The organism is Flagellimonas baculiformis (assembly GCF_033441575.1).
GTDB lineage: Bacteria > Bacteroidota > Bacteroidia > Flavobacteriales > Flavobacteriaceae > Flagellimonas > Flagellimonas baculiformis.
In genome coordinates this window covers 1-13,833 of the sequence record NZ_JAUZVW010000003.1, presented here as the reverse complement: position 1 = coordinate 13,833, position 13,833 = coordinate 1, and the positions used below count along the sequence as shown (strand labels likewise).

Below are 13,833 nucleotides of genomic sequence, written 5' to 3'. Positions count from 1 at the left end.
ATAAGGTTTGGTCGGTTTGGATCAATAATAATCAATTATAGATTTTCCAATATCTTTTTCAAGACGATTTGTGCCGAATAGATCCGGTTTTTGGCTTGTTGGGCCACCAAGGATTGTGTTCCGTCCAACACGGCATCTTCAACCACCACATTTCTGCGGACAGGCAAACAGTGCATGAATTTGGCCACACCCAATTTTTGTTCGGTCATGGTCCAGTTGGGGTCCTTGTTCACGATTTTTCCATAATCCGTATAACTGCTCCAGTTCTTCACATACACAAAATCTGCATTCTCCAAGGCCTTGTCCTGATCATGTTCTATCCGGCACCCTTGCGTGATCTCTGGGTTCAGTTCATATCCTTCGGGGTGCGTGATCACAAATTCAGCATCTTGCAATTTCATCATTTCCACAAAGGAATTGGCCACGGCATGTGGCAATGCCCTAGGGTGTGGTGCCCAGGACAGCACGACCTTGGGTCGGTCCTTGGTCTTGTTCTCGGCCAAGGTGATGGCATCTGCCAACGCTTGGAGCGGATGTCCCACGGAACTTTCCATGTTCACCACCGGGATGGATGCATATTTGGCAAATCCATTGATCACTTCCTCCGCCTCGTCTTTTTTCTTGTCCTCCAAACCGGCAAAAGCCCTGATGGCCACAATGTCACAATATTGGGAGACCACTTGTGCCGCTTCCTTGATATGTTCCGAGGTACCTTTGTCCATAATGGTCCCATCTCCGTACTCCAGGGCCCAACCTTCACTGCCAAAATTCATCACCATGACCTCCATACCGAGGTTCATGGCCGCTTTTTGGGTACTCAAGCGGGTTCTAAGGCTGTTGTTGAAAAACAGCAGGCACAAGGTTTTACGTTTGCCCAAACCTTCAAACTGATAAGGGTCTTTTTTGAGGTTGATCGCTTCTTCCACCCAATCGGGGAGGGAGTCAATATCGTTTATGGACAGGTAATGTTTCATTTCAATGCTTTTTGGAGGGCTTCAAAAAATAGGTCTATGTGTTCTTTGGTGATGTTGAGTGCGGGCAAAAACCGTAGCAGTTTTTTGTTGTTGGCACTCCCGGTGAACATGTGATGGTCATAGATCAGTTTTTTGCGCAGGTCGGCCACTTCAAAATCAAACTCCAGTCCGATCATGAGTCCCCTGCCCTTCACCTTGATGATTTCGGGAACGGCTGCCGCCTTTGTTCTAAAATAGATGCCAAGTTCTGCGGCGTTTTCCACGAGATTTTCATCTTCCAAAACCTCCAAAACGGCCAAACTTGCGGCACAGGCCAAATGGTTTCCACCAAAGGTGGTGCCCAAAAGTCCATAGGAAGCTTCAAAAGATTCATGGATCAAAATTCCGCCCACTGGAAAGCCATTCCCCATACCTTTCGCGATGGAAATGATACCGGGCTGGACACTTCGACTCCGCTCAGTGTCCGAATGGTGCTGGAACGCAAAGAATTTTCCGCTTCGCCCATAACCGGACTGTACCTCGTCCGCGATGAGGACCACGCCATTCTCCTTGCATTTTTCGGCGATGAATTGATAGAACTCAGTGGTGGGTTCGTCAAGACCGCCCACGCCTTGGATCGCTTCCAAGATCACCGCACAATACCCTTCCGATGAGATGGCTTTTTCAAACGCATCAAAATCGTTCAAGGGCAGAAAGGTCACTTCCTGTTGCAGATTGATGGGGGCATTGATCTTTAGGTTGTCCGTTGTGGCAACGGCAGCGGACGTCCTACCATGGAAACTGTTCCTAAAGGCAATGACCTTGGCCTTTCCGGTGTGGAACGAAGCCATTTTCAGTGCATTTTCATTGGCTTCCGCCCCCGAATTGCACATGAATAGGGTATAATTTTCGCAACCTGATGCTTTTCCCAGTTTTTCGGCCAATGCTTCTTGAACCGGATTTTGCACAGAATTGCTGTAAAAAGCGATTTTTTCCAATTGATCCTCGATGCGCTTTACGTAATGGGGATGGGTATGCCCAATGGAAATCACGGCATGGCCGCCATAGAAATCCAAGTATTTTTGTCCTTTGTCGTCCCAGACTTCAATGCCCTTTGCCGATACCGGGGTCACGTCATATAGGGGGTAAACGTCGAATAGTTTCATGGTCTTTTTGTTTGTCGTCTCGATCATGGTCGAAAGTTTTATCCTTTTTTGATCTGGCTGATTTTTTCGTAGGAGGCCACAATGCCCCTGATGAGGGAAGAGCTGAGCCCTTGGTGCTCCATTTCGTTCAGTCCTTCTATGGTGCAGCCCCTTGGTGTGGTCACCCTATCGATTTCCTCTTCGGGATGGCTACCGGATTCGATCAACAGGCTGGCAGCTCCGTTACAGGTATGCATGGCAAGTTCCTGGGCTTCCTTGGCATCGAACCCCAACTGGATGGCCCCTTGGGTCGTGGCACGTATCAAGCGCATCCAAAAGGCGATACCGCTTGCACAGATCACCGTGGCTGCCTGCATTTGCTCTTCGGGGATTTCCATGGTGTGTCCCATTCGGTTGAAAATGGCCTTGGCCAGATCTACCCGTTTTTTGCCCAGTTCGTTACTGCAGATACAGGTCATGGACTTGCCCACGGAAATGGCCGTGTTGGGCATGCTACGGATGATGAACTTATCGGCACCGATGATACTTTCGATCCTGGCGATGCCAAAACCGGTAATGGTGCTGATGATCACATGTTTTTCGGTAAGTAGCTCCTTGCTCTGTTCCAAAATGGAGGCAAAGTGGCCCGGCTGTACGGCAAAGATGAGGATGTCGGAATTTTTTACGGCCTCTAGGTTGTCCGAGGTGACCGTGACGTTTCCATATTTCTCAAAATCCTTGATGCCCTTGGTGTTCCTTTTGGTCAGGTACATGGTGGTGGCCCCGTTGGTGTGCAAAATCCCTTTGGCAATGGCCAGTCCCAAATTTCCTGCTCCTATGATCGCTATTTTCATGGTTTTCTTGTTTGTCATCTCGAGCGCAGTCGAGAGATGTAAATTTTCATCAATCTAGGTCTAGCATCTCGACTGCGCTCGATGTGACAGTTTGGCCTAAGGTTTTTAAAATACTCCTGCTTTTAATAACAGCCCTTCGGTCTCTGCAAAACCGAACATCAGGTTCATGTTCTGTACAGCTTGCCCCGAGGCACCCTTCAACAAATTGTCAATGGCAGAAGTCACCAACAAGAGGTCATCGTGCTTGTGCAAATGGATGTGACACTGGTTGGTGTTCACCACTTGTTTCAGATGGATTTCCGCTTCGGACATATGGGTGAAAACGGCATCGGCATAAAAATCCGAATACAGTTTTTTGGCTTCGTCCAAAGAACCTTCAAAATGGGTATAGGCCGTAGCCAGAATGCCCCTGGTGAAATTTCCCCGGTTCGGCAAAAATAGCAGCTTGCCCACATTGTTGCCGAAGGACTTGAGACTTTCCCCAATTTCCCCCAAATGTTGGTGGGTAAAGGGTTTGTACCACGAAACGTTGTTGTTCCTCCAGCTGAAATGGGAGGTGTCGGACAGGCCTACGCCGGCTCCTGTACTTCCCGTCACGGCATTCACATGCACTTCGTTTGCCAGCAGACCGGCCTTTGCCAAGGGCAACAAAGCCAGTTGGATTGCGGTGGCAAAACAGCCGGGATTGGCGATGGCCTCGGCTGATGCAACGGCAGACCTGTTCAATTCGGGAAGTCCATAAATGAAACGTTTGCCGTTGAAGGTGGAATCGGCCTGTAGCCTGAAATCGTTGCTCAGGTCGATGATTTTGGTACTTGCCGAGAATGCGTGTTCGTTCAAAAATGACGTAGAATTGCCATGGCCCAAACACAAAAAGACCACATCCACAGCCGGATTGATTTCTCCGGAAAATGTAAGATCGGTCAGCCCCAAAAGATCTTGGTGTGCCGAAGCAATGGGTTTTCCGGCCCTCGTGGTACTATATACAAAATCGATTTTGGCGTTAGGATGGTGGAGCAATATTCGGATCAGTTCCCCGCCCGTATATCCAGAACCTCCTATGATTCCCGCTTTAATCATGGTCTTGGTTTACATGGTTCGCAATTTTGCCCGAATTGGACAATATTTTGATGAACCCTTTGGCGTCATCTGCGGTCCATCCTTTGTTCATTTCCCCATAACTTCCAAAGGAAGCGTTCATAAGGTCATGCTCGGACGAGATCCCGTTCAGTTCAAATCGGTATGGGTGTAACGTTAGGTACACATCCCCGGAAACGTGCTTTTGGGTATCTGCCAAAAAGGCCTCGATGTTCCGCATCACTTCGTCCAGATAGTTGCCTTCATGGAGCAACATGCCATAGAAATTGCCCATTTGCTCTTTTTGATATTGCTGCCATTTGCTCAAGGTGTGTTTTTCCAACAAATGGTGCGCTTTGATGATGATCAATGGGGCAGCGGCCTCAAAACCGACCCTCCCCTTGATCCCGATGATGGTGTCGCCCACGTGGATGTCCCTTCCGATGGCGTATTTGGAAGCGATTTCCGCAAGTTTTTCAATATTGGCCACTGGAGTGTCCTTTTCCCCATCAACGGCCACCAATTCCCCTTTGCTGAACGTCAGCTTCAGTTCTTTTGGAAGTTCTTTTTCCAATTGGCTCGGAAATGCATTTTCCGGTAGGGACAGATGGGAGGTCAAGGTCTCGGAACCGCCCACTGAGGTACCCCAAAGTCCCCTGTTGATGGAATACTTGGCCTTTTCCCAAGAATAATCGATCCCGTTTTTCTGCAGATACTCGATTTCCACTTCCCTGGCCAGTTTCTTGTCGCGTATAGGGGTGATGATCTCGATGTCCGGGGCCAAGATCTGGAAGATCATATCGAACCGTACTTGGTCGTTTCCGGCACCTGTGCTGCCGTGGGCAATATATTTGGCACCCACTTTCTTGGCATGGTTCACGATCTCGATGGCCTGAACGATCCGTTCGGCACTCACGGAAAGGGGGTAGGTATTGTTCCTCAACACGTTTCCGAAGATGAGGTACTTCACCACCTTGTCATAGAAGGTGTTGATGGCGTTGATGGAGGTATAGGTGGTGGCGCCCAATGCCAGGGCCTTTTTTTCGATTTCTTCGATTTCAGCTTTGCTGAACCCGCCAGTGTTCACACTCACGGCATGGACTTCAAAGCCTTCATCCTGGGATAGGTATTTTGCACAATAGGAAGTGTCCAATCCGCCGCTATAGGCCAATACTAATTTTTTCATGGTTTTATGTTCGATTTATGTGTCACATTGAGCGGAGTCGAAATGTGATGTTGTTCTCGACTGCGCTCGAACTGACATTTACTTTTGTTTCTTTTTAAGAAAAAGGGTTTCCTTGATCTGCTTCAGTCTTTGGAATGCCTTGCTGTTCAATTTTTTGGGTTCTTCCGCTTTTTTGGCGTTGGGGTCGTACAGCATTCCGGTGCAGAGGCACATTTTCTGTTCCGTCCGCGTCAGGATGTCAAAGTTTTTACAGGTCTGACAGCCCTTCCAGAATTCGGGATCGTCCGTAAGCTCGGAAAAGGTAACGGGTTTGTATCCCAGTTCGTAGTTCATTTTCATCACGGCCAAACCAGTGGTGATCCCAAAGATCTTGGCATCGGGGAATTTTTTCCGGGACAGGTCAAAAACGGCTTTCTTGATCTGTTTGGCCAATCCCTGGTTCCTGTAATCGGGGTGTACGATCAATCCGGAGTTGGCGACAAAATCCTTGTTGCCCCAGACTTCGATATAGCAGAACCCGGCAAATTTATCACCATCCAAAGCAATGATGGCGTTCCCGTTCTGCAACCGTTTCATGATGTATTCAGGGGTGCGTTTGGCAATACCGGTCCCTCGGATCTTGGCTGATTCCGCGATGGTGTCACAGATGATCTGTGCGTATTTAAAATGTGATTCGTTGGCAATTACAATTTCCATTGCAAGCGTATAGACTGATAAAAATTATTAAAAAAAGTTGTTGGTTTTTGCGGAAATGGACTCACCTATTTCCATAAATAGTTTTGCACCCTTACGGGCGGCGACGGGGAGAAAATGGACTGATGGGCGCGGGAACGCTCAGTGTAAACGATATGTACTCTTGTCCTTTCATTATGAATCAAAAGTACAAATTAATCCGAATAGACCCGTGGGTGAGGGTCATTTTTTGAAGAAATATAACTTTTTTGGCCCTTTGGTTATCATTTCATAAAGAAAGAAGCCAATCACCAAAATGTATTCAACGGCCAGTAGCCAAAGATTTTCCGTATAGTCTGGGTCGGTATAGGCATAATAACTCAGGATAACGGCAAACGACCAGATCAAAACAAATTTGTATTCCGTAAAAATGGCGATTCCCAAAAGGAACACCACGTACCACGGATGGACTGTGCTGGACAGAAAATAATAGCACGCCAGAGCCAGCATCATCGAGGTGATGACCGTTTGTAATTTCTGGTTTTTCCGGAGAAGGGCAATCATCAATACGATGGCTATCATAGCTTTGACGATCATGGAACCGTAGGATTCGATGAGTTCCCACGGTTTGGCCTCGTACTGTTCAACAGCGATTTTTTTGACCACATTGTACACACTTGCATTGAACTCAAAATTGGAAAACCAGAGCCCGACGGTCTCCGAATAATGGTCAATAAAAAAGGAGGAATAAAAGGGGTAGAGAATCAGAACGCAGGAAAGACCTACTATGCCATAGAAAGCCACACCTTTTTTGATTCCCAGGTATTTGAGGAACATGGGCAGGAGCAAAAGGGGCACCAGTTTCACCATGATGGAAACAGCATAGACAGGTGCGCCCCACAACCATTGGTTTTTCGAGATGAGGTAGAGCGACCACACAAAAAAGAACAGCATGATGCCTTCAAAATGGAGATTTCCTGTCAGTTCTATGATCACCAAGGGGTTCAAAAAATACCAAAAGGCCATGTGGTTGGCAAGGTTGAGGTTTTGCAGCAGTTTTCTGCCAAAGTAGAGGATGCCCAAGTCTGCAAGGATAATGGTCAATCGCATTACGATGATGGAACCGAGGATGCTCCCGCCTCCCAAAAGGGCTGCCAGCGTAAAGAACAATTGGTTCACTGGGGGGTAATTGCTATAATGGCGAGCATTGAGCTCGCTCATTCCTGCATAGAGCCCCTCCGCATTGGCTATGGGCACATTGCCCTGCTCCATGAGTTGGTCCGGGGTGTGCAGATAGGGATTGATGCCATTTTTGATGAGTTCCCCATCCCATATGAAACGAAAAAAATCCTGGGAGAGATTGGGTTCGGCCACGAGGAATACCAACCGGAACAAAATACCGATGACCAACAGGAAATTGAAGTTCCATTTTTCAAACTGCATGATCTTATGGCAAAGAAAGAACGTTGCCGCAAAGAGCATGAAAAGTTTCACGAAATCGGTGCGGGCAAGGTCATAGGCAAAACTGGTGTAGAACAACACGGAGCCGATAACAAAAAGTATCGGGTATCTATGCAGTCGCCAGTAAGATAGCATGTTTTAAGCCTTGGATGTCAGGGATTTAAAGAATACAAATCCGAAGCCTAGGAACAACATCAAGTGGAAAGGGAACAATCCGTAGTCGTTCAAGGGAACCGCGCTATACATTCCGAATAGGAAATAGACCATCAGGGCAAATTCCAAAATCATGTTGGGCGATAACTTTTTGGTCAAGTATTTATTGCCCTTCCATGTGTCGGTAATACTGTTGATGTTGAACTTTGGGGTACGTACAAACTCGCTTCGCTTCCCAAGGTGTCCTTCCAAAACGGCCACGGTGTTGTGCAAAGAGAAGCCCAATGCCACGGAGAAGAAGGTAAAGAAGAGTTTGATATAATCCACAAAATTGTCAAAACTACTGCCTTGGATACTCTTGTAGGTGAACCAATAGCAGATGAACAGGATAATGGTGCTGACGATGAAAAAGCTGGTCACTTCGAACACCCAGCCCAAATGCCCGTAGGTATTTTTGATGTAGAGCATGGGAATGCTCAAGAGGGCCACGATGAACACACAAAGGAACATGGAGCTGTTCAAGAGGTGCATCACACCATGGAACTTGGTCTTGAACGGAATGTTCTTCGCCTTGATGACGCTCCAAACCGTTTTTCTGAAGTTTTCGGCACCTCCTTTGTTCCAACGGAACTGTTGGGAACGGGCGGCACTGATCACCACGGGAAGCTCGGCGGGAGTCTCCACATCTTCCAAATATTTGAATTTCCAGTTTTTCAACTGTGCACGGTAGCTCAAATCCAAATCTTCGGTAAGGGTGTCACCTTCCCAGTTGCCTGCATCGAGGATGCATTGTTTTCTCCAGATACCAGCAGTACCGTTAAAGTTGATAAAGTGTCCTTTGGAGTTTCTTCCCACTTGTTCCAAAGTAAAGTGGGCGTCCAATGCAAAGGCTTGGATACGGGTCAAGGTGGAGTAGTCGCGGTTGATGTGTCCCCAACGGGTCTGCACCACACCGATCTCGCTGTCCTTGAAATAGGGCACGGTTTTTTTCAACCAATCACTTTCAGGAAGGAAGTCGGCATCGAATATGGCGATGAACTCCCCTTTGGCAATGGCCAGTCCTTCTTTGAGTGCCCCGGCCTTGAACCCTTTTCTGTTTTCCCTACGGATATGTTGTATGTCGAGTCCTGTTTTTTGGAGCTCTTCCACCCGTTTTGCGGTCTCTATGATGGAGTCGTCCGTGGAATCGTCCAGGACTTGGATCTCCAATTTGCTTTTGGGGTATTCTATCTTGGCGATGTTGTCCAACAGTCGTTCCATCACATACTCTTCGTTGTAGATGGGAAGCTGGATGGTGACAAAGGGAATTTCCTTTGGATCTAACAGGTTGAATTTTGGGGCTTCCTCGTTTCGTCTTTTGTAACCCAAATAGTTGACCAAAAGATTCAATTGGGCAAGACTGTAGAAGAAAATCAGGATCAAGGCTGTACTATAAACAGCAATGATGATAAGAGCGATAGTAAGTCCCATTTTATTTTAAACTGTATTTAAAGATCCAACCCAAAATTTTTATGCCTGCAAATATAGTACCTTTTACCGTACCAGACACTTTTGAGACGCCAATTCTTTTTTTGTAACGCACTGGTACTTCGGTATATGTCATTTTTTTTCTTAAAATTTTTAACTGCATTTCCACAGTCCACCCATAAGTGGTATCCTGCATGTCCAATTCTTTGAGTTTTTCATATTTAATTGCCCTGAATGGACCTAAATCCGTAAATCTTGACCTAAAGAACAATTTCATCAAAAAAGTGGCCAATTGGTTCCCGAAAACCTGTTGCGGGGTCATCGAACCGGGTTCACGAAGCGCTTTTGTTCGTGCACCGACCACAAAATCCACCTCATTTTCCAAGATCGGGGCGACCACCTTATCCAACTCCTCGGGATAATCGGAATAATCTCCGTCGATAAATACGATGATGTCGGGTGTTTTGGATTGTTCGGAAATATAATTCAATCCTTTTAGGCAGGCAGAGCCATATCCCTTGCGGTTTTCGGTGATGACGGTGGCCCCTGCTTTCCGTGCATTTGCCATGGTATCGTCCTTGGAACCATTGTCCACCACTACGATTTCGGAAACGTGTTTTGGCAGTTCGGAAACCACTTTTCCAATGGAATCTCCTTCGTTGATCGCAGGAATAATGACTTTGATGTCCGCCACTGAAGAGCTAGTTTTTGCTTGAAGTAACCAAAACTAAACTTTTCCATGGATTTTTAGGGTCCATCCACATAAAATGAAGGTAAAGGAAATGTTTTGTCCGTTATTTTTGATTGACCAGTGCCATGAGGTCCACATCGTTCCCCAAAAGCACTTGGTTGCTGTCAATCCGTCCCTTTAGCGGACCATTTTCCAGTTTGAGCACGCCCCGCGGACAGACGGCAGAGCAAATGCCACAACCCACACAACTGGAACGGACAATATTCTCGCCTTTTTGGGCGTAGGCACGCACATCGATGCCCATTTCGCAATAGGTGGAACAGTTGCCGCAGGAAATACACTGTCCGCCATTGGTAGTGATCCTGAAGCGGGACAACAACCGTTGCTGGAAGCCCAAGATAGCCGCCATGGGACATCCGTATCTGCACCAGACCCGGCTCCCAAAAATGGGATAGAACCCTGTGCCGATGACACCCGAGAAAATACTGCCGATCAAAAAGGAATAGGATTTCCGAAGGGTTTCGGATTTGAAAAGAAACACCTGCCCCTCGCCACTGAAAAAATGGAACCCAATCAAGGCCAAAATAATCACGAAATACCCAATGGCCCCATATTGGGCATCTTTTTGGAGCTGGTCTCTCTTAAAAATCATTGCCCAACCGAAAACGAGAGTGAGCAACACGGCCACCCCAATCAAAAAAGTGCTCTTGGTGAGCCAATATTTGCTGGTGTCCGTGCCCAAATAGGAATAGACGACCGCCGTGGTCATCAAGGTGACAAAAACGACCACGCTGTGCACCACCCAACGTTCCACTTTCCAGGCAAAAGTGGATTTATCACTGAGTTGCCTGAAGGAATCCCCGGCGGTTTCCGCAAGTGCGCCGCACCCACAGACCCAGGAGCAGTACCATCGTTTTCCGTATTTGTAGGTCAATATCGGGGTAATCACAAAAATGGACACAATGCCAAAAATAAGCAGGGCAAGGCCAATATCCCCCGAACTTAAAAATCCTTTGATGCGGTAACTTTCAAAGTTATAATAGTTGAGGGGCCAGACGTTTTTGAGGTCGTAGTAGGGCAGGCTTCCCCCATCCAGGATCTTGTGGCCGTTAAGCCGGGCCATCAATTCGGGTATGGTGAAGGCAAAGGCCAATTGAAAGAACATCACACTGAAAGTGCGAAATCGTTGGTAACGGCTATGTCGGTATTTCCAAAGGAACTTTGCCCCAAAAATCAAAATGGCGACGGTATATAAAGTGCCATAGACAAACCACTGACTGGCGGGATTGCCGCTCAGCAATTTGCTCAAAGGGTCAAAAAGCGCAATGACGCCCCGGTTTTCCCCGCCGCTCACCAATCCGAGATATTCGGGATAAAAATAAAGCACGATGTAAAAGCCGGTGAGTGCCAACCCGACGACCCAGGCCCAAAAACCCCGACTGGAAATGGATTTGAACCACACCCCGTCATTTTTGATGCCCGGCAATTTTTGGGAATAGGCATCCCAGGAAAACCAAAGGGTCCCGATGCTGATCGCGGAAAGCGAAACGATCAACCACAAGGTTTGGTTCGGGAAATTGACATTGAACACAGCCAACAGCAGGATTCCAAGTCCTGCCATTCCCAAAAGGGTCGCCATTTTTTGGCCTGTGCTCAGGCTTTTTGGAGGTTCCCCGGTCAGGGCCATGCTCGGGTTGTGGGTTTGACTGTTCATGGGTTGTTTTTCCTATTGAAATATTCTGATGAGACTTTTCTTTTTCAAGGTGATGGATTTTCCGAAATCGGCATTGTATTTTGAAACGATTTCAGATTCAAATCCTTTGTAGAATTCAGGGTCGAAGTTGGCATCCACCAAATGGGCCATCACAAAATCGATATCCCTTTTCTCGTTCAACCAATGGTCGATGACCTGATGCCGCATCCGGATACCAAAGGTATTGATGCCCAAAAAGGTTTCGGAACCCCTGTCGAAAGCTATGGTGATGCAGATTTTTTCCTGGGGATGTCGCCAATGAAAATGGATTTCCGAGTCCGTTTTCTTCCGTTCGGGGAACACCCAACCATAGGTTTGGTACTCAATGTCCAGAAATTTGGCCGAATTGAACCAATGGCCCGGGCGGTACTCCATTCGGTTGCCGCAAAGGGTCTGTGCCAGTACCTCGCCCATCATCCTGCCCGTGTACCAAACGGCTTCCACGGGTTTTCGGTTGCCAATGGCCTCGTGCTGTTCCGCGCAATCGCCAATGGCGTACACGTTCGCTATGTTGGTTTCCAAAAAGCGGTTCACCTTTACACCACGACCCAGTTCAATCCCAGAACCTTTCAAAAAATCGATATTTGGCGTCACACCTGCCGTCAATCCCACCACATTACAAGGGATTTCTTCTTCGGTTTCTTCCAAGATCACCGATTTGACCTTCCCGTTCCCATCGGAAACAATTTCCTTCAAAGAGGCATTCAACCGAAGGTCGATGTGGTGCTCCCGAATGTGCTCATTGATCATTTGGGAATCGCCCTTGGGCAAAACACCGTTCCAAAAGCTGCTTTCCCGTACCAAAAAAGTGACGGGGATGTCACGTGTCCGAAGCATTTCGGCCAACTCGATACCGATGAGCCCACCACCCACGATCACCGCCCTTTTGCAACGGTCGTTGTTCGGCGCATTTTGCTCCAAAAGGTCAAGGTCCTGCTTGGAATACAATCCTTGGACACCCTCCAGATCCTGGCCCGGCCATCCAAACTTGTTGGGCTTGGATCCTGTGGCAATGACAAGCTTGTCGTACGAGATCCACTCCCCATCCACTGTCGGGACATGGATGTTTTTGTTGTAAAATTTAGTGGGGCGACCCTTCACATGGATCTTCTTGTTTTGGGTATCGATAGTTTCGGCCCTTGCACGGACAAGGTTGATCTTGTTTTTTCTCCAAAAAGCGTTTTCGTAGGGTTGGGTGTGCTCAAACTTCATGTGGCCCATATAGACGTACATCAGCGCGGTTCGAGAGAAAAAATAATCCGTCTCGGCGGAAACGATGGTGATTTTTTTGTTGGAAAGCTTTCGGATGTGCCGGGCCGCGGTCACCCCCGCTATTCCATTTCCAATGATGACAATGTGCTCCATGAAAGAAGGATTATGGGTCTTGTGTCGTACCTAAAGATAGGAACTTAACCCTGTCCCCCAATTTAGAAAGGATTTAATTTGTGTTTGAGGTGTTCTTTAGGGATTTAGCAGGTTGAAGAAATGTCAGCTCGAGTGTTTTTCTTTAGAAAAATTGCCTGCCTGCTGGCAAAGGAAGGTGTCGAGAATGCATTTCTTGGATATAGTATTCTGATTATCATTAACTTTACATGTTTGTACTGAACTTGATTTCAGTGTCGGTCGATATCATTTGTTTGAAAGGAATGACATCTTTAGCGCTAGGAGATTTCCAATAATATCTTATATACCAAATTTTAAGAATGTATGCAACATTTTTCGCCGGAAGAACTTGAGTTTAAAGAAGACTCCTTTGCTGAACAAGTTAGGACTAGAAAGATTTTTGAAGAATTAAAACAACGAGCATTAGATGGGAAATCACTTCTAGAAAGAGAGAAAAGATTTTTATGTGTCGGTCTAAAAATATCCTATTTAGAAGCAGACGGAAAACCTGAAGACTATGGATTTTGTGATGATTTTATATTTAGAGAATTGTATCTGACCTATTTTCATAACAATCTTTCCGGGCCTTTTTATAAAGCCAAAAAAGGAAAAATTGTACAAGTTTCACAAAAAGAACAAATCAAAGACTTCAAAACACTTCAATCGTTTTCTAACAGATGGCAAAAAGAAATTGAATTTACAAAACATAAAGACCAAGTACTACAGGAGTTAGCAAGCGAGACAAGAAAAGATTTGAAAGAACTGGATAAAAAATATCCAAAATTAGTTAGGAGGTTTAGAAAGCAACAAGACAAATATAGATTGCAGAAAGATAAAATAATTATGCAATCGAAATTCATCTATCATCTTACAAAAAGTGTTATTGAGGATTATGAAAAAAAGGAATTTGAAATACCTTTTTCTGGTCAAATTGTTGAGCTAACTATTTATTCATTTATTTATTTGTAATAGTTAAGACTTAATCTGACAATCTTTATAAATTAGTTTAACCCTTAAATTAGATTTGTCAGATGAGTA

Annotated in this window: 12 protein-coding genes; 1 reads left to right on the top strand and 11 read right to left on the bottom strand. The window is 46.3% G+C overall.

Annotation, left to right across the window (positions count from 1 at the left end):
* Positions 1-35 precede the first annotated feature (35 nt).
* The 11 genes from SD450_RS05055 to SD450_RS05005 all read right to left on the bottom strand — a co-directional run bounded on the left by SD450_RS05055 (position 36) and on the right by SD450_RS05005 (position 12,777).
* Positions 36-974, bottom strand: coding sequence for a Rossmann-fold NAD(P)-binding domain-containing protein (locus tag SD450_RS05055; protein WP_318343552.1), 939 nt, complete (start codon positions 972-974; stop codon positions 36-38).
* Positions 971-2,119, bottom strand: coding sequence for an aspartate aminotransferase family protein (locus SD450_RS05050; RefSeq protein WP_318343855.1), 1,149 nt, complete (start codon positions 2,117-2,119; stop codon positions 971-973). Before SD450_RS05050 ends, SD450_RS05055 begins: the two co-directional genes overlap by 4 nt.
* Positions 2,120-2,157: 38 nt before the next feature.
* The gene (gene proC, locus SD450_RS05045; RefSeq protein ID WP_072875795.1) at positions 2,158-2,952 is read right to left on the bottom strand and encodes a pyrroline-5-carboxylate reductase; all 795 of its coding nucleotides are present in this window, start codon (positions 2,950-2,952) and stop codon (positions 2,158-2,160) included.
* 105 nt (positions 2,953-3,057) lie between these two features.
* Complete coding sequence (gene argC, locus SD450_RS05040; protein ID WP_318343551.1) at positions 3,058-4,032, bottom strand: N-acetyl-gamma-glutamyl-phosphate reductase; 975 nt, start codon at positions 4,030-4,032, stop codon at positions 3,058-3,060.
* The gene (locus tag SD450_RS05035; protein WP_318343550.1) at positions 4,025-5,215 is read right to left on the bottom strand and encodes an argininosuccinate synthase; all 1,191 of its coding nucleotides are present in this window, start codon (positions 5,213-5,215) and stop codon (positions 4,025-4,027) included. Before SD450_RS05035 ends, argC begins: the two co-directional genes overlap by 8 nt.
* A gap of 78 nt (positions 5,216-5,293) precedes the next feature.
* Positions 5,294-5,911, bottom strand: a complete 618-nt coding sequence (locus SD450_RS05030) for a GNAT family N-acetyltransferase (RefSeq protein WP_072875789.1) — start codon at positions 5,909-5,911, stop codon at positions 5,294-5,296.
* Positions 5,912-6,130: 219 nt separating this feature from the next.
* The gene (locus SD450_RS05025; RefSeq protein WP_318343549.1) at positions 6,131-7,483 is read right to left on the bottom strand and encodes a mannosyltransferase; all 1,353 of its coding nucleotides are present in this window, start codon (positions 7,481-7,483) and stop codon (positions 6,131-6,133) included.
* Between the two features lie 3 nt (positions 7,484-7,486).
* Positions 7,487-8,971, bottom strand: coding sequence for a cellulose synthase family protein (locus tag SD450_RS05020; protein WP_318343548.1), 1,485 nt, complete (start codon positions 8,969-8,971; stop codon positions 7,487-7,489).
* 1 nt (position 8,972) lies between these two features.
* Positions 8,973-9,662, bottom strand: a complete 690-nt coding sequence (locus tag SD450_RS05015; protein ID WP_318343547.1) for a glycosyltransferase family 2 protein — start codon at positions 9,660-9,662, stop codon at positions 8,973-8,975.
* Between the two features lie 100 nt (positions 9,663-9,762).
* On the bottom strand, positions 9,763-11,373 hold the full coding sequence (locus tag SD450_RS05010; RefSeq protein WP_318343546.1) for a 4Fe-4S binding protein: 1,611 nt from the start codon (positions 11,371-11,373) through the stop codon (positions 9,763-9,765).
* 12 nt (positions 11,374-11,385) lie between these two features.
* On the bottom strand, positions 11,386-12,777 hold the full coding sequence (locus SD450_RS05005; protein WP_318343545.1) for an NAD(P)/FAD-dependent oxidoreductase: 1,392 nt from the start codon (positions 12,775-12,777) through the stop codon (positions 11,386-11,388).
* A gap of 342 nt (positions 12,778-13,119) precedes the next feature.
* On the opposite strand from SD450_RS05005, the gene SD450_RS05000 reads away from it, so the two are divergent.
* Positions 13,120-13,764: a hypothetical protein gene (locus SD450_RS05000; protein ID WP_318343544.1), complete on the top strand. Its 645-nt coding sequence runs from the start codon at positions 13,120-13,122 to the stop codon at positions 13,762-13,764.
* Positions 13,765-13,833: the final 69 nt, after the last annotated feature.

Excerpts from the sequence above, each read along its gene's own strand:
- SD450_RS05055 (WP_318343552.1), bottom strand. The coding sequence starts at position 974 with ATGAAACATTACCTGTCCATAAACGATATTGACTCCCTCCCCGATTGG.
- SD450_RS05050 (WP_318343855.1), bottom strand. The coding sequence starts at position 2,119 with ATGAAACTATTCGACGTTTACCCCCTATATGACGTGACCCCGGTATCG.
- proC (WP_072875795.1), bottom strand. The coding sequence starts at position 2,952 with ATGAAAATAGCGATCATAGGAGCAGGAAATTTGGGACTGGCCATTGCC.
- argC (WP_318343551.1), bottom strand. The coding sequence starts at position 4,032 with ATGATTAAAGCGGGAATCATAGGAGGTTCTGGATATACGGGCGGGGAA.
- SD450_RS05035 (WP_318343550.1), bottom strand. The coding sequence starts at position 5,215 with ATGAAAAAATTAGTATTGGCCTATAGCGGCGGATTGGACACTTCCTAT.
- SD450_RS05030 (WP_072875789.1), bottom strand. The coding sequence starts at position 5,911 with ATGGAAATTGTAATTGCCAACGAATCACATTTTAAATACGCACAGATC.
- SD450_RS05025 (WP_318343549.1), bottom strand. The coding sequence starts at position 7,483 with ATGCTATCTTACTGGCGACTGCATAGATACCCGATACTTTTTGTTATC.
- SD450_RS05020 (WP_318343548.1), bottom strand. The coding sequence starts at position 8,971 with ATGGGACTTACTATCGCTCTTATCATCATTGCTGTTTATAGTACAGCC.
- SD450_RS05010 (WP_318343546.1), bottom strand. The coding sequence starts at position 11,373 with ATGAACAGTCAAACCCACAACCCGAGCATGGCCCTGACCGGGGAACCT.
- SD450_RS05005 (WP_318343545.1), bottom strand. The coding sequence starts at position 12,777 with ATGGAGCACATTGTCATCATTGGAAATGGAATAGCGGGGGTGACCGCG.
- SD450_RS05000 (WP_318343544.1), top strand. The coding sequence starts at position 13,120 with ATGCAACATTTTTCGCCGGAAGAACTTGAGTTTAAAGAAGACTCCTTT.